This window comes from Klebsiella sp. 10982 (genome assembly GCF_048589245.1).
GTDB classification, from domain to species: domain Bacteria; phylum Pseudomonadota; class Gammaproteobacteria; order Enterobacterales; family Enterobacteriaceae; genus Klebsiella; species Klebsiella quasivariicola.
On the sequence record NZ_JBMAXV010000005.1, the window covers coordinates 178,927 to 203,547 of the forward strand.

A 24,621-nucleotide genomic window follows, 5' to 3' on the forward strand; every position below is an offset into this window, starting at 1 on the left:
TCACCGTTGTTCTCTGTACCCGCGTCGGGGGACGTCATTCCCCCGACCGCCCTACATCGCATATTTGTCGTCATATAAAAAAATCAGGACACCTGTATATGCAACAACAACACAAGCCACATCTGCTGCGCGGGCTCAATGCCCGACACATTCGGTTTATTGCGCTCGGTTCCGCGATCGGCACCGGGCTGTTTTACGGTTCGGCATCCGCCATTAAGGCGGCGGGTCCGGCGGTACTGCTGGCCTATCTCATCGGTGGCGCGGCGGTGTTTATCGTTATGCGCGCGCTGGGCGAGATGGCGGTGCGCAACCCGGTTTCTGGTTCCTTCGGCAGCTACGCCCGTCAGTATCTCGGGCCGCTGGCCGGGTTTATTACCGGCTGGACCTATACCTTTGAAATGGTGATCGTGGCGCTGGCCGACGTCACCGCATTCGGTATCTATATGGGATTGTGGTACCCCGATGTACCGCGCTGGATTTGGATCCTCAGCATCATCTTCTTTATCGGCGCCATGAACCTGTGCAACGTGCGGGTGTTCGGTGAGATGGAGTTCTGGCTGTCGCTGGTGAAGGTGGTGGCGATTATCGCCATGATGCTGGCGGGGGCGGGGATCATCTTCTTTGGCTTTGGCCACAGCTTCCCGGCCACCGGGCTGGAAAACCTGTGGAGCCACGGCGGCTTTGCCCCTAACGGCTGGCAGGGCGTCATCGCCTCGCTCGGTATCGTGATGTTCGCCTTCGGCGGGGTGGAGATTATCGGCGTCACCGCCGCGGAAGCGAAAGATCCCCGGAAGGTGATCCCGCAGGCCATCAATACCATTCCGCTGCGGATTATTCTGTTCTACGTCTGCACCCTGGCGGTGCTGATGGCGATTTTCCCGTGGAACAGCTTTGGCGAGCAGGGGAGTCCGTTTGTGCTGATTTTCGACGGCCTGGGGATCCCGGCGGCGGCGACTATTCTCAATATCATTGTGATCAGCGCCAGTATCTCGGCGATTAACAGCGATATTTTTGGCGCCGGGCGCATGATGTACGGGATGTCGAAAGAGGGGCTGGCGCCGAAAAGCTTCCAGCGCATCGCCAGCAACGGCGTACCCTGGATGACGGTGGTGGTCATGGGCAGCGCCCTGCTGGCGGCGGTAGTGCTGAACTATCTGATCCCTGAGCAGGTATTTGTGCTAATTGCCTCGCTGGCGGCATTCGCCACGGTGTGGGTGTGGCTGATGATCCTGTTGTCCCATTTCGCTATGCGCCGGGGATTGTCGGCCGAAGAGCGCAGTAAGATCGAATTCCCCATCCCGTTCTGGCCGGTGGCGCCGCTGTTAACGCTGCTGTTTATGGGGCTGGTCATCGCCGTGCTGGGAATGTTTGCCGAGACGCGGATGGCGCTGATCGCCGGGTTGGTCTGGCTGGGGCTGCTGACGGTGGTGTGGTATGCGCGGGTGCGTAAAACCGCGCTGCAGGTGGTCACCGAACAGTAAAGCAACTCCCCCGGTGGCGCTGCGCTTACCGGGGCTACAAATGGCACTGACCATAGCGAGTAGCCCGGATAAGGCGCAAGCCGCTATCCGGGGGAAGATTAACTGAACAGGGCGGTGATGGAAGCGCTGGCGAGCGAATGGAAATGGACATTAAAGCCGACCATCGCGCCGCTGGCCTCGGCATCGACATCAATCTTATCGATATCCAGGGCGTGGACGGTAAAAATGTAGCGGTGGGTTTCGCCCTTTGGCGGCGCCGCGCCGCCGTATCCCGCTTTACCAAAATCGGTGCGGGTCTGAACGGCCTCTTCCGGCAGCTCCGCCTGACCGGAGCCGGCCCCCTGCGGCAGGACGCGGGTATCAGCAGGCAGGTTAGCCACCACCCAGTGCCACCAGCCGGAGCCGGTCGGCGCATCCGGATCGTAGCAGGTCACCACAAAGCTTTTAGTTCCGGCGGGGACGTCGTCCCACATCAGGTGCGGTGAAATATTATCGCCATCGTAGCCCATGCCGTTGAAGACGTGACGGTTAGGCAGTTTGCCGCCGTCCTGGAGATCGTGACTGATCAGTTTCATGCTTCATCCTCATTGATAATGCGCTGATTAACAAAGAAGTGTAGCCTTCCCGACGACGCAATTCCGCTATTTATTCGCTAAAAAATGTTTCGTCCTGCACGGCCAGGTTGACCGCACGGGTCAGGCGGGTCAGCTGCCCGGGCGTAATGATGTACGGCGGCATCAGGTAGATCAGGCGGCCAAACGGGCGGATCCACACCCCCTGTTCGACGAAAAAGCGCTGCAGGGCGGCCATGTTCACCGGATGCCGGGTTTCAACCACGCCAATCGCGCCCAGTACGCGCACGTCGGCGACCCATTCTGACTCGCGCGCCGGCGCCAGCTCGGCCTTCAGCTGGGCTTCAATCGCCGCCACCTGCTGTTGCCATTCGCCGCTCTCCAGCAGGCGCAGGCTTTCGCTGGCCACCGCGCAGGCCAGCGCATTGCCCATAAAGGTGGGGCCGTGCATAAAGCAGCCGGCTTCGCCATTGCTGATGGTTTCTGCCACCTCGCGGGTGGTGATGGCGGCGGAAAGGGTCATGGTGCCGCCGGTCAGCGCTTTACCCAGACACAGAATATCGGCGGAGATACCGGCATGCTCGCAGGCGAACAGTTTGCCGGTACGGCCAAAGCCGGTGGCAATCTCATCGGCGATCAGCAAAATCCCTTCCCGGTCGCACATTTTACGCACTCGCTTCAGCCACTCCGGGTGGTACATGCGCATGCCGCCCGCGCCCTGGACTACCGGTTCGAGGATCACCGCGGCGATGTCGTGGCGATGCGCGGCCATCAGGCGGGCAAACGGCACCATATCCAGCTCATCCCACTCGCCATCGAAGCGGCTTTGCGGCGCGGGGGCAAACAGGTTATCCGGCAGGTAGCCCTGCCACAGGCTGTGCATCGAGTTCTGCGGATCGCAGACCGACATCGCGCCGAACGTGTCACCGTGATAGCCGTTGCGGAAGGTCAGGAATCGACGGCGCGGCTGGCCTTTCGCCTGCCAGTACTGCAGCGCCATTTTCATCGCCACCTCTACCGCCACCGAACCGGAATCGGCGAGGAAAACGCACTCCAGCGATGGCGGGGTCATCGCCACCAGCTGGCGGCACAGCGCCACCGCCGACGGATGGGTGATCCCGCCGAACATCACGTGCGACATCTGGTCGATCTGCGCTTTCATCGCCGCATTCAGGCGCGGGTGATTGTAACCGTGGATCGCCGCCCACCAGGAGGACATACCGTCAATCAGCTGTTCGCCGCCGGCGAGGGACAGCTCGCAACCGTGGGCGGAAACCACCGGGTAGACCGGCAGGGGGGAAGTCATAGAGGTGTAGGGGTGCCAGATGTGGCGCCGATCGAAGGTGAGATCGTCCAGTGTCATAAGCGACTTGTAAACCATTTTGAAAACATTTAGGTTTACAAGTCTACACTGAACTTACTTACAATGAAACGTACACAAAATATTTCGCGCAGCATCGAGGCGGCAAGCGAGAACATCCCCAGGAGCATAGTTCACTATGTGACTGGGGTGCGCGAGTGCAGCCAACAAAGAGGCTGTGTGAAATAGGAAGTGTACGACCTTTGGAGAGGACAATGGCTCACCCCCCCCGCTGGACAATGTCGCAAGTTACTGAGTTATTTAATAAACCGCTCATCGATCTACTGTTCGAAGCGCAGCAAATCCATCGTCAACACTTTGATCCGCGTCAGGTGCAGGTCAGTACGTTGCTGTCGATTAAAACCGGCGCTTGTCCGGAAGACTGTAAATATTGCCCGCAAAGCGCACGCTACAAAACCGGTCTTGAATCAGAGCGCCTGATGGAAGTCGAGCAGGTGCTGGAATCGGCGCGCCAGGCGAAAAACGCCGGCTCGACCCGCTTCTGCATGGGCGCGGCATGGAAGAACCCCAACGACCGCGATATGCCCTATCTGGAGCAGATGGTGAAAGGCGTCAAGGCGCTGGGGCTGGAGTCCTGTATGACGCTCGGTACCCTGACCGACAGCCAGGCGCAGCGCCTGGCCGAGGCGGGACTCGATTACTACAACCACAACCTCGACACCTCGCCGGAATTTTACGGCAACATCATCACCACCCGCACCTATCAGGAGCGCCTGGATACGCTGGACAAAGTGCGCGATGCCGGGATCAAAGTCTGCTCCGGCGGCATCGTCGGGCTGGGAGAGACCGTGAAAGATCGCGCCGGGCTGCTGCTGCAGTTGGCCAACCTGCCCACGCCGCCGGAGAGCGTACCGATCAACATGCTGGTGAAGGTTAAAGGCACGCCGCTGGCGGATAATGACGATGTCGACGCCTTCGATTTCATCCGCACCATCGCCATCGCGCGCATCATGATGCCCACCTCCTACGTGCGGCTTTCCGCCGGGCGCGAACAGATGAACGAGCAGACCCAGGCGATGTGCTTTATGGCTGGGGCGAACTCGATTTTCTACGGCTGCAAGCTACTGACCACGCCGAACCCGGAAGAGGACAAAGACCTGCAGCTGTTCCGCAAGCTGGGGATCAATCCGCAGCAGACGGCGGTGCTGGAAGGGGACAATGAGCAACAGCAGCGTCTGGAGCAGGCCTTACTCACCCCGGACACTGAGGAATATTACAACGCGGCGGCACTATGAGCTGGCAGCAGCGAATCGATCGAGCGCTGGACGAACGGCGGGCGGCGGATGCCCTTCGCCGCCGTCTGCCGGTAAGCCACGGCGCCGGACGCTGGCTGGAACGGGAAGGGGAGCGCTGGCTCAACTTCTCCAGCAATGACTACCTGGGCCTGAGCCAGCATGGCGCGATTATCGCCGCCTGGCAGCAGGGGGCGGAACGGTATGGCGTCGGTTCCGGCGGGTCGGGCCACGTAAGCGGCTACAGCGAGGCGCATCGCGCGCTGGAAGAGGAACTTGCCGACTGGCTGGGCTATCCGCGGGCCCTGCTGTTTATCTCCGGCTTTGCCGCGAATCAGGCGCTGGTTGCCGCGCTGGCGGAAAAAGACGATCGGATTGTCGCCGATCGCCTGAGCCACGCTTCCCTGCTGGAGGCGGCCAGCCTCAGCCCGGCCCAGCTGCGCCGTTTTGCCCACAATGACCCGCAGCAGCTCGCGCAACGGCTGGCGAAACCGCTGGACGGCCAGCAGTTAGTCGTTACCGAAGGGATTTTCAGTATGGACGGCGACAGCGCGCCGCTGGCTGACATTCAGGCGGCAGCCCGCAGCGCCGGAGCATTATTACTGGTTGATGATGCTCACGGAATCGGGGCGATTGGCGATGAAGGGCGCGGAAGCTGTCATACGCAGGCGGTTCGCCCGGAGCTGCTGGTAGTCACCTTCGGCAAGGCGTTTGGGGTGAGCGGCGCGGCGGTACTGTGCAGTGAGTCGATGGCCGACTATCTGCTGCAGTTTGCCCGTCATCTGATCTACAGCACTGCGATGCCGCCCGCGCAGGCGGTGGCGCTGAGCGCGGCCCTGCGAATCATTCGCAGCGATGAGGGGCAGCAGCGGCGGGAAACCCTGACCACCCGCATCCGTCAGTTCCGCGAGGGAATGAGCGAGGTATCGCTGGGGCTGACCGATTCCGTCAGCGCGATCCAGCCGCTGATCGTCGGGGATAACGCCCGGGCGCTGAGCCTGGCCTGCCGTCTGCGCGAGGCCGGCTGCTGGGCAACGGCGATCCGTCCGCCGACGGTGCCGGTCGGCAGCGCTCGCCTGCGTCTGACCCTGACCGCCGCCCATCAGGCTGAGGACATTAACCGTTTACTGGAGGCGCTGCATGGCCACGGTGAATAAGCAGGCGGTGGCCGCGGCGTTTGGCCGGGCGGCCAGCGGCTATACGCAACATGATGAACTGCAGCGGCGCAGCGCCGATCTGCTGCTGCGCCAGCTAGCGCGCCGCAATTTTGCTCAGGTGCTGGATGCTGGCTGCGGCCCCGGCAGCATGAGTCGCTACTGGCGCGAAGCGGGAAGCGAAGTTACCGCACTGGATCTCTCCTCCGGGATGCTGGCGCAGGCGCAACGCCAAGATGCTGCACAGCATTATCTGCAGGGCGATATCGAAGCGCTACCGTTGCCGGATGCCTGCGTCGATCTGGCATGGAGCAACCTGGCGGTGCAGTGGTGCGACGATCTACGCACAGCCCTCGGCGAGCTGTATCGGGTGGTGCGCCCCGGCGGTAGGGTGGCGTTTACCACGCTGCTGGCCGACTCGCTGCCGGAACTGAATCAGGCGTGGCGGGCAGTTGACGACCGGCCGCATGCCAACCGTTTTCTCAGCGAAAGGGCGGTGCGCGCGGCGCTGAGCGGCCTGCGCGCGACCGGCGAGGTGCATCAGATTAGCCTGCCGTTCACCGATGCGCTGAGCGCTATGCGCTCGCTGAAGGGCATCGGCGCCACCCATTTGCACCAGGGGCGGGCATCCGCCCCGCTTGGCCGCGGCAAACTGCGCGAACTGCAGCTGGCCTGGCCGCAACAGCAGGGCCACTGCCCGCTGACGTATTCTCTTTTTACAGGAGTCATTGAACGTGACTAAACGTTTCTTCGTTACCGGAACCGATACTGAAGTCGGTAAAACGGTCGCCAGCAGCGCGCTGCTGCAGGCGGCGAATCAGCTGGGATTTAACACCGCGGGCTATAAGCCGGTGGCTTCCGGTAGCGACCTGACCGCACACGGGTTACGCAATGAAGATGCGCTGGCCCTGCAGCGCCATAGCCGGGTCGCGCTGCGCTACGACCAGGTAAACCCCTACACCTTCGCCGAGCCGACCTCACCGCACATCATCAGCGCCGATGAAGGTCGGCCAATCGCCGCGGCGGCGCTTTCCGGTGGGCTGCGCGAGTTAGAAAATCTCGCCGACTGGGTGCTGGTGGAAGGGGCCGGTGGCTGGTTCACGCCGCTCTCGGACACCCTGACCTTTGCCGACTGGGTGCAGAGCGAGCAGCTGCCGGTCATTCTGGTGGTGGGGGTTAAGCTCGGCTGTATCAACCATGCGATGCTTACCGCCCAGGCGGTACGCCAGGCGGGGCTGCCTTTAGCGGGCTGGATCGCCAATGACGTGCAGCCGCCGGGCAAGCGTCACGCCGAGTATCTGGCGACGCTGAAACAGCGGCTGGCCGCGCCGTTCCTCGGTGAAATACCGTGGCTTGCGGACATCGCGCAGCGTGGCGATCTCGGCCAGTATCTGGACCTCAGGGCGCTGGATCCGGCGTCATCCACTGCGCCAGCAGCGGCTCATCAAGCGCCATAATATCGCCCTCGGCGACGTTACGCCCCCGGTGCAAGAGACAAAAGCGATCCGCTACCCGGCGGATAAAGGGCAGGTGCTGCTCGGCGAGCAGCACCGTCAGGCCGATATCGCGATTCAACCGCAGCAGTAGATCGGCCAGCTTTTGCAGACAGCGCGGCCCTCTGCCACGCGAAGGTTCATCGAGAATCAGCAGCCGTGGCTGGACGATAAGCGCCCTGGCCAGCGCCAGCTGGAACTGATCGTCGGCGCTCAGCGAGGCGCCTTTGCGCTGTCGCAGGGCATAAAGTTCGGGAAAGTGCTCATAGATTTCGCCGCCGCTGGCGTTTACCCCCGGTTTCCCGGCCGCGAGGGCGATATGTAGATTCTCTTCCACACTGAGCTGCGAAAAGATACGTTGATCCTGGGGAACGTAGCCGATACCGATGGCGCTGCGCGACTGGGCGGAGAGGGGAGTGAGATCCCGCGGCGGGGCGCCAATGTCATGCCAGGTCATGCGGCCGCTGGTCACCGGCAGGTGTCCGACAATACAGTTAACCAGGGTGGTCTTCCCCATGCCCTCGCGTCCCAGTACGCCAATGCACTCTCCCGGGCGTAGTTCAAGATCGACATTCCACAACGAGTGCTGGTTGCCATAAAAATGATTTACTGCCTGTAAATTCAACATGGACGTTTTCTCCTTATCCTGGCGTCAGGGCGACAGAAAGATGCTGCAAAACTCTTGCCAGGAAAAAGAACGCTCGGAAAAAAGCGCGAAACGCCGATACCATCGGGCACCGTCAGCGCCGCAGCTGCACTTTTCCGGTGCCCGACGCTAAAGGGTGGTGCAAAAAGCAGCAAAAATCGAGCGGCTTTAGGCGGATAGTTATCAAAAATAGTTCGATAAAAATTTTTCGCCACGCAGTTTACGGCGAAAGTCGATAAGCGCCGGGCGGCGGCGGTCTTGGGCTGCAGACAGTTATCCACTATTCCTGTGGATAACCTTGTGTATTAGAGTTAGAAAACCTGCGGTAAGCTAGAGCGTGCGCGGCTTGCGGCTGAATTGACGCGAAAGGCGTCTTTTCTTTAAACTCATTAAATATCAGCTTGTTAGATAAAATCAATGGGTGTAAGAAAAGCGTCATCTGCTGCCATAAAACTTTCACCCGTTCGCTTGACAAATGTTAAAAGGTCAAAATTTCTGGGGATAACCCTGACAGTCGGACGATTATTCCGCCCGGCGGGCGTTTTGTACCCAACTTGCCGGCTAAAAAGCCGGCTTCTGGCGCTATCATAAGTAGATACTGGTTAAATATCCAGTATAATTTGTTGGCAAAAAACGGCCCGGGGGGTAGAATTAAACACCGGCCGCTAAATCTTTCTTCAGGTTCTGATCGATGAGTAAATCGTTTGTACTGCATTCTGCCTTTCGTCCCTCCGGAGACCAACCGGAAGCCATCCGTCGCCTGGAAGAGGGGCTGGAGGATGGGCTTGCGCATCAAACGCTGCTGGGGGTCACCGGTTCAGGTAAAACCTTTACCATTGCCAACGTGATTGCCGACCTGCAGCGGCCGACGATGGTGCTGGCGCCAAACAAAACCCTGGCGGCCCAGCTCTACGGCGAGATGAAAGAGTTTTTCCCCGAGAATGCCGTCGAGTATTTCGTCTCCTACTACGATTACTACCAGCCGGAAGCCTACGTCCCTAGCTCCGATACCTTCATTGAGAAGGACGCCTCGGTGAACGAACATATTGAGCAGATGCGCCTGTCGGCCACCAAAGCGCTGCTTGAGCGGCGCGACGTGGTAGTGGTGGCATCGGTCTCGGCTATCTACGGCCTCGGCGATCCGGACCTGTACCTGAAGATGATGCTGCACCTGACGGTGGGGATGCTAATCGATCAGCGCGCGATCCTGCGCCGTCTGGCCGAGCTGCAATATACCCGTAACGATCAGGCCTTCCAGCGCGGCACCTTTCGCGTGCGCGGCGAGGTGATCGACGTCTTCCCGGCGGAATCCGACGATATCGCGCTGCGTATTGAGCTGTTTGACGAAGAGGTCGAGCGCCTGTCGCTGTTCGATCCGCTCACGGGACACGTGGAGTCGACGGTACCGCGCTATACCATTTACCCCAAGACGCACTATGTGACGCCGCGGGAACGCATCGTCCAGGCGATGGAAGAGATCAAGCTGGAACTGGCGGATCGCCGCAAGGTGCTGCTGGCAAATAACAAGCTGCTGGAAGAGCAGCGCTTAACCCAGCGTACCCAGTTTGACCTCGAAATGATGAACGAGCTGGGCTACTGCTCGGGCATTGAAAACTACTCGCGCTACCTCTCCGGTCGCGGGCCCGGCGAGCCGCCGCCCACCCTGTTTGACTATCTGCCGGCAGACGGCCTGCTGGTGATTGACGAATCCCACGTCACGGTGCCGCAAATTGGCGGCATGTACCGCGGCGACCGCGCGCGTAAAGAGACGCTGGTGGAGTACGGCTTCCGCCTGCCGTCGGCGCTGGACAACCGGCCGATGAAGTTTGAAGAATTCGAAGCGCTGGCGCCGCAAACCATCTACGTCTCGGCGACCCCGGGGGCCTACGAGCTGGATAAATCCGGCGGCGAGGTGGTGGATCAGGTGGTGCGGCCTACCGGTCTGCTTGACCCGCTGATCGAAGTGCGGCCGGTGGCGACTCAGGTCGACGATCTGCTGTCGGAGATCCGCCTGCGTACGGCCATCAACGAGCGCGTGCTGGTCACTACCCTTACCAAGCGGATGGCGGAAGACTTAACCGAGTACCTTGAGGAACACGGTGAGCGCGTGCGCTATCTGCACTCGGATATCGACACCGTCGAACGTATGGAGATTATCCGCGACCTGCGCCTGGGCGAGTTTGACGTGCTGGTAGGGATCAACCTGCTGCGTGAGGGGCTGGATATGCCGGAGGTGTCGCTGGTAGCGATCCTGGATGCCGACAAAGAGGGCTTCCTGCGCTCCGAACGCTCGCTGATCCAGACCATCGGCCGCGCCGCGCGAAATATCAACGGCAAAGCTATCCTGTATGGCGATAAGATCACCCCCTCGATGGCCAAAGCCATTGGCGAGACCGAGCGCCGACGGGAGAAACAGCAGCGCTATAACGAAGAGCACGGCATCGTGCCGCAGGGGCTCAACAAGAAAGTGGTGGATATCCTGCAGCTGGGTCAGGGCCTGGCGAAAACCAAAGCCAAAGGGCGCGGAAAAGCGAAGACTGCCGAACCTGCCGGGCTCAGTGGGGTGGATATGACGCCAAAAGCGCTGCAGCAGAAAATTCATGAGCTGGAAGGACAGATGATGCAGCACGCCCAGAACCTCGAGTTTGAAGAGGCGGCGCAAATTCGCGACCAGCTGCATCAGCTGCGTGAGCTATTTATCGCCGCTTCCTGACGGCAGGCCGTAATGTGCGCAGAGGCGCAACGCTGAAAGCCGGCGCGCAATACCCGCCGTCTTGCAGTCACAGTAGCAGAGAAGAAAAAAAGGCCGCGTTGCGGCCTTCTTAATGTTCGCTTAATCTCGCCAGGCGACACTATCCTCAACCTGATGAGGATAGTGCCCATGCAAAAAATCAACTTCCGTGAATATCTGGCGGTCGCCACCGCCCTGGTCATTATTGTTGCCTTTTTCCATCAGTGGGTGTTGACGTTCTGACGCGCACGCTGCGGGAATAATACCCACGCGCGGACCCCTGGCCCCGGCTGGCGGTTATGCAAAAAGAACTGGGCGTCATGCAGTTGAGCGATGCGCGTGACGATGCTCAGTCCGAGGCCTATGCCGCCGTAGCGACTGTCCATGCGCACAAAGGCTTTACTCAGTTCGCCGCTTTTCGCCTCATCAATCCCCGGTCCTTCATCTTCCACGGACAACACCGGCATCAGGCCCGCTTTCACCGACACACGGATCGTCGACCCTTCCGGACTGTAGCGGTGAGCATTCTCCACCAGATTGCGCAAAATGACGCGGATTAGCGTCGCGTCGCCCGAGACGACGGCCTCATTTTCGGCATCCGTCAGCAGCAGCCGCTGCTGACGCTGCGCCAGCATGGTTTCCAGCTCTTCCTGTAACGGTTTCACCACGTCATCCAGCAACAGCACCTGCTGATAGCTGCCGGCGGAGAAGGACTGTCCGACACGCGCCAGCTGCAGCAGCTGGGAAATGCTGTTGGTCATCTGGTCGAGGCGCTGGATCAGCGGGTCGACGCCCATGCCGTGCACTTTCGCCAGCAGCTCAAGGTGCAGCCGCAGGCCGGCCAGCGGGGTACGCAGCTCATGCGCCACGTCGGCGGTAAACAGCCGCTCGCGGTCGAGGGTCAGATTAAGGCGGGAAACCAGCTGATTCAGGGCGGTAGTCACCGCCGTGACTTCGGGCACTGATTCGCTGAGCACAATAGGGGTGAGGTTGTCCGGCGTGCGGCTCTCCAGCTCGCTTTGCAGTCGTGAGAGCGGGCGGGTGATCTTGCGCACCGCCAGCATGCTGATATACAGCGCCAGGCCAACGATCAGCAGGCTCGGCACCAGCAGGCTGGCGACCGCTTCCCGAACCTCATGCTCCACATGTTTCTGGTTGTTGTGGCCTTCGATGGCGCTGGCCACCAGCAGCTGGATCTGCTCTTTACTCTCATGCCATAGCCAGAAGACGCTGATCAGCTGGCAGACCACCAGAATGGTGCCAATGGTCAGCAGCAGTCGGTGGCGCATGGTCCAGGTTTCGGTTGCAAAAAGAGCCATGGTCTATTCCGTGTCGATGCTGTTAACCAGCATATAGCCAAAGCCCCTGACGGTGCGGATCCGCGATTTACCAATCTTATCGCGCAGGTTATGAATGTGCACTTCCAGGGTATTGGTCGCCGGCTCGTTGTCCCAGCTGTAGATATCGTTATAGAGGATCTCGCGATGGACCGGGCTACCGGCCTTCATCATCAGTCGCGACAGCAGGGCATATTCTTTCGGTGTCAATTCCAGCGCCGTCTCACCCAACCATACCAGCCGGCGGGTGACATTGAGGCGCAGATTGCCAACGCTGATTTCGTTATCGCCTTGATTGTTATGCCGGCGGAGCAGGGCGCGAATGCGCGCATTCAGCTCTTCCAGGGCAAAGGGTTTCACCAGATAGTCATCCGCGCCGGTATCGAGACCGCTAATGCGATCCTCAAGCGTATCGCGGGCGGTGAGGATCAGCACCGGCTGGGTCATTTTCTCTCGCCGCATACGGGTGAGAAAATGCAGGCCGTCTTCATCTGGCAGGCCGAGGTCGAGTACGATCAGGCTGTAATGATTGCTGGCCAGCGATAGCGCCGCTTCGTGCGCTGTGGAGACGCCGTCGCACACATATCCTTCACTTTGCATCGCCAGGATCAATCCCTGCAACAGCAGCGCATCGTCTTCAATGACTAAGATTTTCATCAACCAGCCTCTCTACATGGCGTTAAAATATCATCTGCTGCCTGGTACTCGTGGGTGCTGACGCCGAGCAGGCCGAGCAGGGTGGAGAACAGATTATCTTGGGAATAATCCTTCGTCTTAGCCTGTTGTTGCAAACACTGGCTGGAAACACCATAGCGTTGCTGGTAATCCGGCGACAGCCACAGCAGCATGGGCACGTGTTTTTGCGTATCCGGCGCGATGGAGTACGGCAGACCATGTAAATAGACGCCATCTTCACCCAGCGATTCGCCGTGGTCGGACAAATAAACCAGGCTAGTGGTAAATTTATCCTGTTTGGATTGTAGTAATTTTATGGCTTTATCAACGACATAATCGACATATAAAATGGTGTTGTCGTAGGTATTGGTCAACTGTTGTTGCGTACAACTTTGGATTTCATTGGTATCGCAGGTCGGGGTGAATTTTTTGAATTCAGCCGGGTAGCGGTTGTAATAGGTCGGGCCGTGGCTGCCGATGGTATGCAGTACGATAATGCCGTCCTGTTGCAGGTTGTCGATGTAGCTATCCAGATTATGGAACAGCACCTCGTCGTAGCATTCGCCATCGATGCACTGGCCGGTCAGCTTCAGGTCAGTCACGTTCTGGTGCGGCACCCGATCGCAAGCCCCTTTGCAGCCGCCGTCATTATCGTTCCACAGCACCTGAACACCAGCGCGTTGCAGAATATCCAGGACGCCTTCCTGATGGTGCGCCAGTTCTTCATCGTAATGCGCGCGCGGCATATTGGAGAACATACAGGGGACGGAAACCGCGGTTGCCGTGCCGCAGGAGGTGGTTTTCGGGAAGTACACCACGTCGTCCTGTTGCAGGCGTGGGTTAGTCTGCCGCCCGTAGCCGCCCAGCGAGAAATTCCCGGCGCGCGAGGTTTCGCCCAGCACGACAATCGTCAGGTTCTTGCGGGGACCGTTATGCATCACCGGTTTCTGTTTGGCATCTTCGCCAATCTTCACCAGCGGCAGGTTATCCATCCGGTGGTGAGCATACCAGGAGTTGACCGCCACAATGCTGTTGGAAGGGCTCAGGGATTTCACCAGCTCTTTGTTGTTACGGAACACCGAGGCGTAATCTTTATAGAACAGCGCGGCCACCAGAATAATCAGCAGCGTCGAAACGGCGATATTGAGCAGGCGCATCGCCGCGCCGCGCCAGAAAGAGGCGGGCTTACGAACTTTAATCCACCAGGCGACCAGAACCATCAACAGTCCGGAAAGTCCCAGCACGATGACCATTTTCGTCGACAGCAGAGCAAAGCTTTCCGCCGGGGTGGTATCGAAGATATTGGCGATCATCGAACGGTCAATCACCACGCCGAAGGACCAGATAAAGTACTGCGCCGACGCGCTGAGCAGAATAAACAGGCTGATGACCACCCGATCGAGCTTCAGGAACGAGGCGAGGGTGGTGATGATATTCATCACGCTAATGGCCACGATCGGCATACTGAGGAATACCAGCCAGTTATGCAGGCTGTTTACCGGCAGTAGCGGGAAAACCTGGCGATAAAAGGCCAGGTTGAGAAAGATACCGATATAGCAAGCAAAGAGAATCAAATAAGCCGTGCGGCTGAGAACTGGCCGACGCAGAGGTAATAACGACATAATACCTACCCACAGAAAAAGATAAGGGTATAGTGCCAGCCGTATTTTAAGACAACCTTAAGATTTTAAGGTGCGCCGAAAGCAGTCCCTCCGGCGCGCAGCGTCAGCCCGGCAGCTGGATCGCTTTTTCCAGCGCCCCGCGCAGCAGCGCCCGATCATGGCGATAGGGCACATCGCTGGCCTCCAGCGGCGTCTGAATCACCAGCCGGTCGTCGATGCCGCGGATATCGGCCTTCGGGCCGGCGATGACCGCATCCACCACCCGCTTACCCACGTAGCGCTCCATAATCGCAACGCGTTCCGCCAGCGACAGTCTGGCGGCCGGGCTGTGCTCTTTGCCGAGATTATCGATGAACACCATCGGCGCTGGGGTTCGGCGCAGCGCCTGAGCCATTTCGTCGAGCAACAGGATCGGCAGCAGACTGGTGTAAAAGCTTCCCGGGCCGATGAGGATCAGATCGGCTTCGGCGATAGCTTCCACTGCCTCACGGGTGGCCGGCACCGGCGGGGTGAGCATCAGCTCCTGGGGTACGTTGTCGAGCTGATCGATATTCACTTCGCCGTAAACTTCATGGCCTTCATGATCGAGCGCCATCAAATCCACCGGTTGTTCCGACATCGGGATAAGAAACGCGTCGACTTTCAGCAGGTTCCTGATCAAATTGATAGCTTCTAAAGGCCGCACGCTGAGGTGATCGAGGGCCTTTAACATCAGGTTTCCGAGGTTATGCCCGGAAAGTTCGCCATTACCGCTAAAACGATACTCAAACATCGCCGACGCCACGCTCGGCTCGGCGATTAACTGATTGATGCAGTTGCGCATATCGCCCCAGGCAATGCCGCCTTCCGAGCGGCGGATCCGCCCGGTAGAACCCCCGTTGTCGGTGGTGGTCACAATGCCCGTCAGCCGCGAGCCGAGCGAGGAGAGGGAAGACATCACCCGGCCCAGACCATGCCCGCCGCCGAGCGCGACCACCCGATCGAGGTCAGCGAATGTACGATTGCGCATAGAAATTCCTTATTTCACATAAACGGCCACACACTACCCGATCTACCCCTAAAAGACGATGGGAGGAGCCTGACAAACTGACCGATATCAAGGCAAAAAAATGATTTATGGCTATTCTGTAGCGAAAATGCACGAAGTTAGCGATATATACAAGCTTATATAGCGAAATCGCAAATGGCGAAACCGTCCGTAACGCGCTACTATCGGCATAACCTGTTAACACTCTAGCCTCTTCGCCTGTGTCAAAAGATATGGCGGTTTGGCCGCGACCCCTCCGGGTGTCGCCAGGGCGTGGGAAGAAATGACCGCGCCTCCCGTATTTGGAAAGGTGTATATGGCCTCACAGCTTACCGATGCATTCGCGCGTAAGTTTTTTTACCTGCGTCTGTCGATTACCGATGTGTGCAATTTCCGTTGCACCTACTGCCTGCCGGATGGCTACAAGCCCGGCGCCGTCAATAACAACGGCTTTCTCAGCGTAGACGAAGTGCGCCGGGTCACGCGCGCTTTCTCCGCGCTGGGCACTGAAAAAGTTCGCCTGACCGGTGGGGAACCCTCCCTGCGCCGCGACTTCACTGAGATCATTGCCGCAGTGCGTGAAAACAGCGCGATCCGTCAGATTGCGGTCACCACTAACGGTTACCGTCTGGCGCGCGACGTCGAACGCTGGCGCGATGCCGGGCTGACGGCGATTAACGTCAGCGTTGATAGCCTCGACGCCCGTCAGTTCCACGCCATCACCGGCCAGGACAAGTTCCGCCAGGTGATGGACGGGATTGACGCCGCTTTCGCCGCTGGCTTTGACAAGGTGAAGGTCAACACCGTGCTGATGCGCGATGTTAACCACCACCAGCTCGATACCTTTCTCGCGTGGATCCAGCCGCGCCGTATTCAACTGCGTTTTATTGAGCTGATGGAGACCGGCGAGGGCAGCGACCTGTTCCGCCGTCATCATCTCTCCGGCATAGTGCTGCGCGACGAACTGCTGCGTCGCGGCTGGATCCATCAGATCCGCCAGCGCAGCGATGGCCCGGCGCAGGTCTTCTGTCATCCTGATTACGCCGGTGAAATCGGCCTCATCATGCCGTATGAAAAAGACTTCTGCGCCACCTGCAACCGTCTGCGCGTCTCATCCGTTGGCAAACTGCATCTGTGTCTGTTTGGCGATGGCGGCGTCGATCTGCGCGATCTGATGGCCGACGACCGGCAGCAGGCCGAGCTGGAGGCGCGGATCGCCGAAGCCTTGACCCATAAAAAGCAGACCCATTTCCTGCATCAGGGCAACACCGGTATTACGCAGAACCTGTCCTATATTGGCGGTTAATCGTTTTCGAAAGGAGTATTCAGATGAGCCAGGCTAGCGCTGAGTTTATCCCGACCCGTATTGCTGTTCTAACCGTTTCCAGCCGCCGCGGCGAAGAGGACGACACCTCCGGCCACTGGCTGCGCGAGGCGGCGCAGGAGGCGGGGCACCATGTCGTCGATAAGGCGATCGTGAAAGAGAACCGCTACGCCATCCGCGCCCAGGTATCGGCGTGGATCGCCAGCGACGACGTGCAGGTGGTACTGATCACCGGCGGGACCGGTTTTACCGATGGCGATCAGGCGCCGGAAGCGCTGCTGCCGCTGTTTGACCGTGAGGTCGAAGGCTTTGGTGAAGTGTTCCGCATGCTGTCGTTCGAAGAGATCGGCACCTCGACCCTGCAGTCCCGGGCCGTGGCCGGCGTTGCTAACCGCACGCTGATTTTCGCCATGCCGGGTTCGACCAAAGCCTGCCGCACGGCGTGGGACAACATCATTGCCCCGCAGCTGGATGCCCGCACCCGTCCGTGTAACTTCCTTCCCCACCTGAAGAAATAATTTATGTCACAACTGACCCATATTAACGCCGCGGGCGAAGCCCATATGGTGGATGTCTCCGGCAAAGCAGAAACGGTGCGCGAAGCGCGCGCCGAGGCATTCGTCGAAATGCAGGCGGCGACGCTGGCGATGATTATCGACGGCAGTCACCACAAAGGCGATGTGTTCGCCACCGCGCGTATCGCCGGGATCCAGGCGGCCAAACGCACCTGGGATCTGATCCCGCTGTGCCATCCGCTGATGCTCAGCAAAGTGGAAGTCAATTTGCAGGCGCAGCCGGAACATAACCGGGTGCGCATCGAGTCGCTCTGCCGGCTCACCGGGAAAACCGGCGTCGAAATGGAAGCATTGACCGCTGCCTCGGTTGCCGCGCTGACCATTTACGATATGTGCAAAGCGGTACAGAAAGATATGGTGATTGGCCCGGTGCGCCTGCTGGAGAAAAGCGGCGGCAAGTCCGGGGATTTTAAGGCGGGTGAACGCCATGATTAAGGTTCTGTTTTTTGCCCAGGTGCGCGAGCTGGTGGGTACCGATGCGTTGACTCTCGACGCCAGCGACCTGGCGACCGTCGAAGCCGTGCGTCAGCAGCTTGCCGCTCGCGGCGACCGTTGGGCGCTGGCCCTGGAAGAGGGCAAGCTGCTGGCGGCAGTCAACCAGACGCTGACCGCGTTTGACCATCCGGTCGCCAGCGGCGACGAAGTGGCGTTCTTTCCACCGGTAACGGGAGGCTAAGATGACGCAAACCCGTATCGTGGTCAGCCCGGCGCGCTTTAGCGTCGGCGAGGAATATCCCTGGCTGGCCGAACGCGATGAAGACGGCGCGGTGGTCACCTTCACCGGTAAAGTACGCAATCACAACCTCGGCGACAGCGTGAAAGCCTTAACCCTCGAACACTATCCGGGGATGACCGAGAAATCACTGGCGGAAATTGTCGAGCTGGCGCGCGAGCGCTGGCCGCTGGGCCGGGTGACGGTTATCCACCGCATTGGCGAAATGTGGCCGGGGGAAGAAATTGTGTTTGTCGGCGTCACCAGCGCCCACCGCGGCAGCGCCTTCGCCGCCGGCGAGTTTATTATGGATTACCTGAAAACCCGCGCGCCGTTCTGGAAGCGCGAGGCGACGCCGGAAGGCGAACGCTGGGTCGACGCTCGCGACAGCGATCGTCAGGCGGCAGAGCGCTGGTAGTGTGATACGCTTACAGGGTGAAACTTGGTTAATCAGGAGAGAGTCATGGACAGATATCCGCGTTCCGATTCAATAGTGCAGGGCCGTACCGGCCTGCAGACTTACATGGCGCAGGTGTACGGCTGGATGACGGTCGGCCTGCTGCTGACGGCGTTTATCGCGTGGTTTGCGGCCAACACCCCGGCGGTGATGATGTTCGTCTTTTCGAGCAAAATCACTTTCTTCGGGCTGATTATTGCTCAGCTCGCGCTGGTGTTTGTGCTGTCGGGGATGGTGCAGCGGCTGAGTGCCGGGATGGCCACCACGCTGTTTATGCTCTACTCGGCGCTGACAGGGCTGACGCTGTCGAGCATTTTTATCGCCTATACCTACTCATCGATCGCCAGCACTTTTGTGGTCACCGGCGGGATGTTCGGGGCGATGAGCCTGTATGGTTACACCACTAAGCGCGATCTGAGCGGCTTCGGCAGCATGCTGTTTATGGGGCTGATTGGTATCGTGCTGGCGTCGTTGGTGAACCTGTGGCTGAAGAGCGAAGCGCTGATGTGGGCGGTGACCTACATTGGGGTGCTGGTGTTCGTCGGTCTGACGGCGTATGACACCCAGAAGCTGAAAAACATCGGCGAGCAGATTGATACCCGCGATAGCGCCACACTGCGTAAATATTCGATTCTCGGCGCCTTAACGCTGTATCTGGACTTCATTAACCTGTTCCTGATGCTGCTGCGTATTATGGGCAACCGCCGCTAACCCTTTTTATTAAAGGGTTACATCTCCTGACGCCCGGCAAGCGCAGCAACGCCGGGCGAGATATCAGGCACGGTACCCGTGATGTTGCCGGGCGGCGGCTGGCGCCTTGCCCGGCCTACGGTTCGTGCGGCCTGCCGTTAATTTATTCACCTTTCTTGCTGAAACTGCCGGTGCTGACGGCCTCAACATCGCTGAGACGTTCCCGGAAGGCCGGGGCAGCCCGCATGGATGCGGGCTGAGGGCCGTGTTTTGCACGGACGCTGCCTCGGCCCGACCCGAAGCCTGCAGGGATAAGTCGAAGGGACCGCGTAGCGGCGATGTTGCTGGCCGGAGCCCGGGGGTACAGGGGGCGGCGGCGACTGGCCGCCCCCTGTGCGCTCCCTGCGCCGTAAGAGACATAACGCAGAAGACTAACCGGGAGCGCAAACTACGCTGAAGCCACAGATAACATAAATAACCACACTGCAGTGCTTTCCCTCACCCTGTCCCTCTCCCGGAGGGAGAAGGAATCATCCGGCTGGCGTTTAGGCCCGTGCAAGCGCAGCGCCGCCGGGCGAGATTTCAGGCACGGTACCCGTGATGTTGCCGGGCGGCGGCTGGCGCCTTGCCCGGCCTACGGTTTGTGCGGTCTGCCGTTAATTTATTCACCTTTCTTGCTGAAACTGCCGGTGCTGGCCGGAGCCCGGGGGTACAGGGGGCGGCGGCGACTGGCCGCCCCCTGTGCGCTCCCTGCGCCGTAAGAGATATAACGCAGAAGACTAACCGGGAGCGCAAACTACGCTGAAGCCACTGATAACATAAACAACCACACTGCAGTGCTTTCCCTCATCCTGGCCCTCTCCCGGAGGGAGAGGGAATCATCCGGCTGGCGTTTAGGCCGTGCAAGCGCAGCGTGACCTGGTCGTTTTACTCGCGGGCCAGCTTGCGTTCGTTCTTCTGCCGCAGCTTTTTCGCCCGGCTCTCCAGCAGCAGATAAGCCACCGTCGCCAGCAGCAGCGGCAGGAAATAATAGAGTGCGCGCCAGGCGAGCAGAGCGGCAATGATCGCGCCCTTCGTAATCTCTTCCCCGGAGAGCATGGCGATAAATACCGCCTCCAGCACGCCGATCCCGGCCGGAATGTGGATAATCACCCCGGCGATACTGCTGACCAGCAGCACCCCTAATACCAGAAAATAGTTAATCTCGCTGCCCAACAGCAGCCAGATTATCGCCCCCATCGCCATCCAGTTTGCCGCAGAGAGTCCCATCTGCAGCAGCGCGAAGCGCCAGGAGGGCAGCACCAGCCGCTGGCCTTTAATCGTCAGGTGACGGCGTTTGGCGAACGCGCAGCCGAACAGATAGCAAAGCGTGAGAACCAACATCACCCCACCGATAATGCGCAGAGTGGTTTGGCTGATGTACCAGTGCGGCGGCAGCTTCACCAGATCCGCCGTGAATATCACGCCACCGAGCAGGATATAGCCCAGCCAGTTGGTGGTAATGCTTAAGGAAAAAATACGCGTAATGGTGCTGCCGTTCAGCCCCAGCCGCGAGTACAGCCGGTAGCGCATACCGATCCCGCCGACCCAGGTGCTGAGCGTCAGGTTAAAGGCATAACAGATAAACGACACCAGCATCACCTGGCGTTTCGCCAGCTTGTGCCCGCAATAGGCGCGGCCAAGCAGATCGTAGCAGCCATAGATCAGATAGCTGACGATAACCAGCGCAATGGCGCTGCCCAGCGCCAGCCGGTCGTAGCCGCGGATCACCTTCCACACGTCCTGCCAGTCGACTTTCTGCGCGTAAATCACCAGCAGGACGATGACGGCGATAAAAAAGAGCCCGGTCAATACTCTTTTCGCCAACCGCCAGCGGGGATGCGATTTGCTCATAGCGGATTATCCCTGGTTTGTGATTCGACGCGATCCTGGGTTTCAATTTCCGGTTGCACCGGCGGGCTAACCCTCGCCAGGCGCGGGGTATGGGCCGGCAGCCAGCCGACCCACGCCGGGAAGTGGCGCAGAAAGTGGAAGGCCATCACGCTGACGCCCAGCCGCCACCAGCTGCGTTTCGGCAGCATGGATTTATCGATGCGCTGGCAATCCCTGGCGATAAGCCCGTTGAGGTTATCGCGCAGCGTCTGGTTAAACACCCGATCGTGGATGATCAGATTGGCTTCCAGATTCAGTGACAGGCTCAATGGATCCAGGTTGCTCGACCCGACGGTGGCCCAGTGATCGTCTGCGAGGGCGACCTTGCCATGCAGTGGACGGCGGCGATACTCGTAGATCTGCACTCCGCCCTTAACGAGGTAGTGATAGAGCAGGTGGGCGCCAAACTTCACAATCGGAATATCCGGCTCGCCCTGGACGATCAGCTTGACCCGCACGCCGCGCCGCGCGGCATTGCGCATCGCATGCAGCAGGCGATAGCCAGGAAAGAAATAAGCATTGGCAATGATCACCTCCCGGCGGGCGCTGGTCAGCATCTTCAGATAGTGGCGTTCAATATCGTCCCGGTGATCCTGATTGTCGCGCCAGACAAACAGCGCCTGCGCCTCGCCGGGCGTCTGGTTGATCTCCGGCTGGTGACGGCGGCGGCGCCACCAGCGGCGGGTGTGTTCACTAGTGGGCAGATTTTCCAGTTCGAACTGCAGGATGTCGAGCACCACCGGTCCCTCGACCTGCACCGCGTAATCCTGCTTTGACTCGGGGCCGTAGTCGCTCATATGCTCGGCGGAGTAGTTAATGCCGCCGACAAAGGCGGTGGTGTCGTCGATCACCACGATTTTACGGTGCATACGGCGGAACAGATTGGTGCGCATCCCCAGCAGCTTAGGACCCGGATCGTAGTAGCGAAAAATTACCCCGGCGGCAGTGAGTTCGCCGACAAACTCATCGCTGAGATCCGGTGAGCCGTAGCCGTCGAGCAAAACCTCCACCTGGATGCCGCGGCGGGCGGCCTTCAGCAGGACCGCGTGTAGCCGCCGACCGACCTCATCTTCAAACCAGATAAAGGATTCGAGGATCACCCGACGACTGGCGCGGCCGATGGCTGCAAACAGCGCCGGATAGTACTGGTCGCCGTTCTCCAGTAGCGTAATGCGGTTGCCTTCCTGCCAACGACATTTCACAAATGTATCTCCACGCTAAGGGGGGCATGATCGGACAGATGCCGCCATTGTTTGAGCGCCAGCGCCTTCGGTTGGCTGGCATGGGCGTTCTTGACGTAAATGCGGTCAAGGCGCAGCAGCGGAAAACTGACCGGGAATGTGCGCGCTGGTCGCCCGCGGGCGCGGGTAAAGATCTCTTCCAGCCCGGCTTGCGCTTTTAACAGCTGATTCGCCTGCTGACGCCAGTCGTTAAAATCCCCGGCCACCACCACCGGCTCACCGGCGGGCAGGGTATTGACCCACTCCGCCAGCATGGTCAACTGCGCCTGCCGTTGGTCGGCGCGTAAGCCCAGATGAACGCAGATAACATGGATCGTCACGCCGCTTTCTGGCGGCACGATGCGGCAGTACAGCAGACCGCGTTTCTCACCGTTGCCGACCGAGATATCGCGATTTTCATAGTATTCAATGGGAAAGCGCGACAGTACGGCATTGCCGTGGTGGCCTTCCGGATAGACCGCGTTGCGCCCGTAGGCGTAATCGCTCCACATGGTGTCGGCGAGAAATTCATAATGGGTGGTATCTGGCCAGTTCTCGATGTGCAGCGGGTGAACTTCGTGAGCGCCCATCACTTCCTGCAGGCAAACAATGTCAGCGCTGACGCTGCGCACGGCGTCGCGTAGTTCGGGCAAGATAAAACGCCGATTAAACGCCGTAAAGCCTTTATGGGTGTTAATTGTCAGCACGTTCAACGAAAATCCCGACGTTGGCTCAGCCATAATTCTCCAGTAAATGTCACTTTCCTGAATAAAATAGTGTAGTAGACGTCACAAAAAGATGCGGTGATACGGAATTTTCCGTAAAGTGCGGTACTCTGAGTAACAGAGAAAAATCCTTCAGGAGAGAAGCCATGAAGTGGCAACAACGTGTACGCGTCGCAACAGGTCTTAGTTGCTGGCAGATTATGTTGCATCTACTGGTCGTGGCAGTACTGGTGATGGGTTGGATGAGCGGCGCGCTGGTGCGCGTCGGATTGGGACTGTGCGTCCTCTATAGCGTCACGCTGCTGGCGATGCTGTTTTTGCAGCGTCACCATGAGGCGCGCTGGCGCGACGTGGGAGACTTCCTTGAGGAGCTCACCACGACCTGGTACTTTGGCGCCGCCATGATAGCGCTGTGGCTGCTGTCGCGCGTGCTGCACAATAACCTGCTGCTGGCCCTCGCCGGGCTGGTGATACTGGCAGGCCCGGCGGTGGTCTCGCTGCTGGCGAAAGATAAAAAACTAGGCAATCTTTCTTCGGAACATCGCATACGCCGCTGAGCCGGTGGTGGCCGCTATGACCAGTAGCGGCCACAAACTTCCCCACACTATCTTCAGACTCGCATCCTTCAGATAAATTTGCTTGGTGATATCGGTAAAGTGGCGGATCGGGTTGATCCAGGTGACATCCTGCAGCCACTGCGGCATGTTTTCTACCGGCGAGACGTAGCCGGAGAGCAGGATCGCCGGCATCATAAAGACGAACACGCCGATAAACGCCTGCTGCTGCGTGGCGCACAGCGACGAAATCAATAAGCCAAAGCCCACCAGCGATAAGCCATAAATTACCATTGTGAAGTAAAACAGCAGCAGCGAGCCGGCAAACGGGATCTGATAGGCCCAGATCCCGATCGCCAGCACGATAGTCGCCTGCAGGGTGGCGACAATCAGCGCTGGCACCGCTTTACCGACGAAGATTTGCCAGGTGGCAAGGGGAGAGACCAGCAGCTGGTCGAGGGTTCCCTGTTCGCGCTCACGGGCCACCGACAGCGAGGTGACGATCATCACCCCGATGGTGGTGATCATGGCGATAAGCGATGGCACCACGAACCATTTATAGTCGAGATTCGGGTTATACCAGTTGCGTACCACCAGTTCGCTGTTATTCGGCTTCGCTTTCCCCTCGAGCAGTTCCTGCTGATAGTCTTTCACGATCTGCTGCAGGTAGTTGGCGGCGATTTGCGCGCTGTTAGAGTTGCGCCCGTCGAGCAGCAGCTGCAGCGGGGCGGTTTGATAGTTGTCGAGGTTGCGCGAAAAATCGGCCGGAAAGCGCACCACCAGCAGGGCTTTTTGCTCGTCGATGGTCGGCTGGATCGCCTGAGGGCTTTTCAGCAACAGGACATGGGTAAAAGCTTTGGCGCGGGCGAAGCGTTGGGTCAGCTCTACCGCGTGGCGGCCGCTGTCTTCGTTGTAGATGGCGATGGTGGCGTTGGTCACCTCCAGCGTCGCGGCAAAGGGAAACAGCAGCACCTGAATCAGTACCGGCATGATTAAAATCGCCCGCGTCTGCGGTTCGCGCAGCAGCGACTGCAGCTCTTTGCGGATTAATGTCCATAAACGGTGAAACATAGAACCTTCC

General features: G+C 59.3%; 24 protein-coding genes, 1 pseudogene and 1 riboswitch. Of the genes and pseudogenes, 13 read left to right on the forward strand and 12 right to left on the reverse strand.

What is annotated here, in order from left to right; genetic code table 11:
- Window positions 1-98: 98 nt before the first annotated feature.
- Complete coding sequence (locus tag ACKLKD_RS06550; RefSeq protein WP_025711762.1) at window positions 99-1,481, forward strand: amino acid permease; 1,383 nt, start codon at window positions 99-101, stop codon at window positions 1,479-1,481.
- Window positions 1,482-1,579: 98 nt separating this feature from the next.
- On the opposite strand, the gene ACKLKD_RS06555 is transcribed toward ACKLKD_RS06550, so the two are convergent.
- Together ACKLKD_RS06555 and bioA are read right to left on the reverse strand one after the other, a co-directional pair.
- Complete coding sequence (locus ACKLKD_RS06555) at window positions 1,580-2,056, reverse strand: kinase inhibitor (protein WP_008805732.1); 477 nt, start codon at window positions 2,054-2,056, stop codon at window positions 1,580-1,582.
- A gap of 70 nt (window positions 2,057-2,126) precedes the next feature.
- Complete coding sequence (bioA, locus tag ACKLKD_RS06560) at window positions 2,127-3,416, reverse strand: adenosylmethionine--8-amino-7-oxononanoate transaminase (protein WP_025714212.1); 1,290 nt, start codon at window positions 3,414-3,416, stop codon at window positions 2,127-2,129.
- 212 nt (window positions 3,417-3,628) lie between these two features.
- Between bioA and bioB the strand changes: the two genes are divergently transcribed.
- Genes bioB through bioD form a run of 4 tightly spaced genes read left to right on the forward strand, consistent with a single transcriptional unit; the run spans window position 3,629 to window position 7,277 of the window.
- Window positions 3,629-4,669 (forward strand): biotin synthase BioB, encoded by a 1,041-nt coding sequence (bioB, locus tag ACKLKD_RS06565; RefSeq protein WP_025714211.1) that lies wholly within the window; start codon window positions 3,629-3,631, stop codon window positions 4,667-4,669.
- Window positions 4,666-5,823, forward strand: coding sequence for an 8-amino-7-oxononanoate synthase (bioF, locus tag ACKLKD_RS06570; protein WP_080897260.1), 1,158 nt, complete (start codon window positions 4,666-4,668; stop codon window positions 5,821-5,823). Before bioB ends, bioF begins: the two co-directional genes overlap by 4 nt.
- Window positions 5,807-6,562 (forward strand): malonyl-ACP O-methyltransferase BioC, encoded by a 756-nt coding sequence (gene bioC / locus ACKLKD_RS06575; RefSeq protein WP_080897258.1) that lies wholly within the window; start codon window positions 5,807-5,809, stop codon window positions 6,560-6,562. The genes bioF and bioC overlap by 17 nt, the downstream gene beginning before the upstream one ends.
- Window positions 6,555-7,277 carry a dethiobiotin synthase gene (bioD, locus tag ACKLKD_RS06580; RefSeq protein ID WP_025714207.1) on the forward strand — a complete coding sequence of 241 codons (723 nt, stop codon included), beginning with the start codon at window positions 6,555-6,557 and terminating at the stop codon, window positions 7,275-7,277. Before bioC ends, bioD begins: the two co-directional genes overlap by 8 nt.
- On the opposite strand, the gene ACKLKD_RS06585 is transcribed toward bioD, so the two are convergent.
- Both ACKLKD_RS06585 and ACKLKD_RS06590 read right to left on the reverse strand, forming a co-directional pair.
- On the reverse strand, window positions 7,219-7,941 hold the full coding sequence (locus ACKLKD_RS06585) for an ABC transporter ATP-binding protein (RefSeq protein ID WP_025714206.1): 723 nt from the start codon (window positions 7,939-7,941) through the stop codon (window positions 7,219-7,221). The two genes, bioD and ACKLKD_RS06585, sit on opposite strands and share 59 nt — an antisense overlap.
- A gap of 89 nt (window positions 7,942-8,030) precedes the next feature.
- Window positions 8,031-8,240: pseudogene (locus tag ACKLKD_RS06590) on the reverse strand (hypothetical protein); the annotation flags it as partial.
- A gap of 410 nt (window positions 8,241-8,650) precedes the next feature.
- On the opposite strand from ACKLKD_RS06590, the gene uvrB reads away from it, so the two are divergent.
- Window positions 8,651-10,672 (forward strand): excinuclease ABC subunit UvrB, encoded by a 2,022-nt coding sequence (uvrB, locus tag ACKLKD_RS06595; protein WP_025714205.1) that lies wholly within the window; start codon window positions 8,651-8,653, stop codon window positions 10,670-10,672.
- Between the two features lie 239 nt (window positions 10,673-10,911).
- On the opposite strand, the gene pmrB is transcribed toward uvrB, so the two are convergent.
- From pmrB to yvcK, 4 genes are all read right to left on the reverse strand, one after another.
- A complete protein-coding gene (pmrB, locus tag ACKLKD_RS06600) occupies window positions 10,912-12,009 on the reverse strand; it encodes a two-component system sensor histidine kinase PmrB (protein ID WP_080897256.1) in 1,098 nt (365 codons plus the stop codon).
- A gap of 3 nt (window positions 12,010-12,012) precedes the next feature.
- Window positions 12,013-12,684, reverse strand: coding sequence for a two-component system response regulator PmrA (gene pmrA / locus ACKLKD_RS06605; protein WP_025714203.1), 672 nt, complete (start codon window positions 12,682-12,684; stop codon window positions 12,013-12,015).
- The gene (eptA, locus tag ACKLKD_RS06610; protein WP_025714202.1) at window positions 12,684-14,324 is read right to left on the reverse strand and encodes a phosphoethanolamine transferase EptA; all 1,641 of its coding nucleotides are present in this window, start codon (window positions 14,322-14,324) and stop codon (window positions 12,684-12,686) included. Before eptA ends, pmrA begins: the two co-directional genes overlap by 1 nt.
- 103 nt (window positions 14,325-14,427) lie before the next feature.
- Complete coding sequence (gene yvcK / locus ACKLKD_RS06615; protein WP_025714201.1) at window positions 14,428-15,333, reverse strand: uridine diphosphate-N-acetylglucosamine-binding protein YvcK; 906 nt, start codon at window positions 15,331-15,333, stop codon at window positions 14,428-14,430.
- A gap of 208 nt (window positions 15,334-15,541) precedes the next feature.
- A riboswitch (molybdenum cofactor riboswitch) is annotated at window positions 15,542-15,680 on the forward strand.
- On the opposite strand from yvcK, the gene moaA reads away from it, so the two are divergent.
- The 6 genes from moaA to ACKLKD_RS06645 all read left to right on the forward strand — a co-directional run bounded on the left by moaA (window position 15,668) and on the right by ACKLKD_RS06645 (window position 19,130).
- Window positions 15,668-16,657, forward strand: coding sequence for a GTP 3',8-cyclase MoaA (gene moaA, locus ACKLKD_RS06620; RefSeq protein WP_080897253.1), 990 nt, complete (start codon window positions 15,668-15,670; stop codon window positions 16,655-16,657). Its footprint overlaps the riboswitch before it by 13 nt.
- 23 nt (window positions 16,658-16,680) lie before the next feature.
- Window positions 16,681-17,193: a molybdenum cofactor biosynthesis protein B gene (gene moaB, locus ACKLKD_RS06625; protein WP_025714199.1), complete on the forward strand. Its 513-nt coding sequence runs from the start codon at window positions 16,681-16,683 to the stop codon at window positions 17,191-17,193.
- 3 nt (window positions 17,194-17,196) lie between these two features.
- Window positions 17,197-17,685 (forward strand): cyclic pyranopterin monophosphate synthase MoaC, encoded by a 489-nt coding sequence (moaC, locus tag ACKLKD_RS06630; protein ID WP_080897251.1) that lies wholly within the window; start codon window positions 17,197-17,199, stop codon window positions 17,683-17,685.
- Window positions 17,678-17,926: a molybdopterin synthase sulfur carrier subunit gene (gene moaD / locus ACKLKD_RS06635; RefSeq protein ID WP_008805749.1), complete on the forward strand. Its 249-nt coding sequence runs from the start codon at window positions 17,678-17,680 to the stop codon at window positions 17,924-17,926. Before moaC ends, moaD begins: the two co-directional genes overlap by 8 nt.
- A gap of 1 nt (window position 17,927) precedes the next feature.
- Entirely contained in the window at window positions 17,928-18,380 is a 453-nt protein-coding gene (gene moaE, locus ACKLKD_RS06640; protein ID WP_080897249.1) for a molybdopterin synthase catalytic subunit MoaE, read from the forward strand.
- Window positions 18,381-18,425: 45 nt separating this feature from the next.
- Window positions 18,426-19,130: a Bax inhibitor-1 family protein gene (locus ACKLKD_RS06645; protein WP_046882498.1), complete on the forward strand. Its 705-nt coding sequence runs from the start codon at window positions 18,426-18,428 to the stop codon at window positions 19,128-19,130.
- A 906-nt stretch (window positions 19,131-20,036) separates the two neighbouring features.
- Here the strand turns inward: ACKLKD_RS06645 and ACKLKD_RS06650 are convergent.
- From ACKLKD_RS06650 to ACKLKD_RS06660, 3 genes are read right to left on the reverse strand one after another with little or no spacing between them, the layout of a single operon-like run.
- On the reverse strand, window positions 20,037-21,002 hold the full coding sequence (locus ACKLKD_RS06650; RefSeq protein WP_025714747.1) for a lysylphosphatidylglycerol synthase domain-containing protein: 966 nt from the start codon (window positions 21,000-21,002) through the stop codon (window positions 20,037-20,039).
- The gene (gene clsB, locus ACKLKD_RS06655) at window positions 20,999-22,243 is read right to left on the reverse strand and encodes a cardiolipin synthase ClsB (RefSeq protein WP_025714748.1); all 1,245 of its coding nucleotides are present in this window, start codon (window positions 22,241-22,243) and stop codon (window positions 20,999-21,001) included. The genes ACKLKD_RS06650 and clsB overlap by 4 nt, the downstream gene beginning before the upstream one ends.
- On the reverse strand, window positions 22,240-23,001 hold the full coding sequence (locus ACKLKD_RS06660; protein WP_025714749.1) for an endonuclease/exonuclease/phosphatase family protein: 762 nt from the start codon (window positions 22,999-23,001) through the stop codon (window positions 22,240-22,242). Before ACKLKD_RS06660 ends, clsB begins: the two co-directional genes overlap by 4 nt.
- Window positions 23,002-23,132: 131 nt before the next feature.
- Between ACKLKD_RS06660 and ACKLKD_RS06665 the strand changes: the two genes are divergently transcribed.
- Window positions 23,133-23,543 (forward strand): YbhQ family protein, encoded by a 411-nt coding sequence (locus ACKLKD_RS06665; protein WP_025714750.1) that lies wholly within the window; start codon window positions 23,133-23,135, stop codon window positions 23,541-23,543.
- Here the strand turns inward: ACKLKD_RS06665 and ACKLKD_RS06670 are convergent.
- The gene (locus tag ACKLKD_RS06670; protein WP_025714751.1) at window positions 23,505-24,611 is read right to left on the reverse strand and encodes an ABC transporter permease; all 1,107 of its coding nucleotides are present in this window, start codon (window positions 24,609-24,611) and stop codon (window positions 23,505-23,507) included. The two genes, ACKLKD_RS06665 and ACKLKD_RS06670, sit on opposite strands and share 39 nt — an antisense overlap.
- Between the last annotated feature and the right edge of the window lie 10 nt (window positions 24,612-24,621).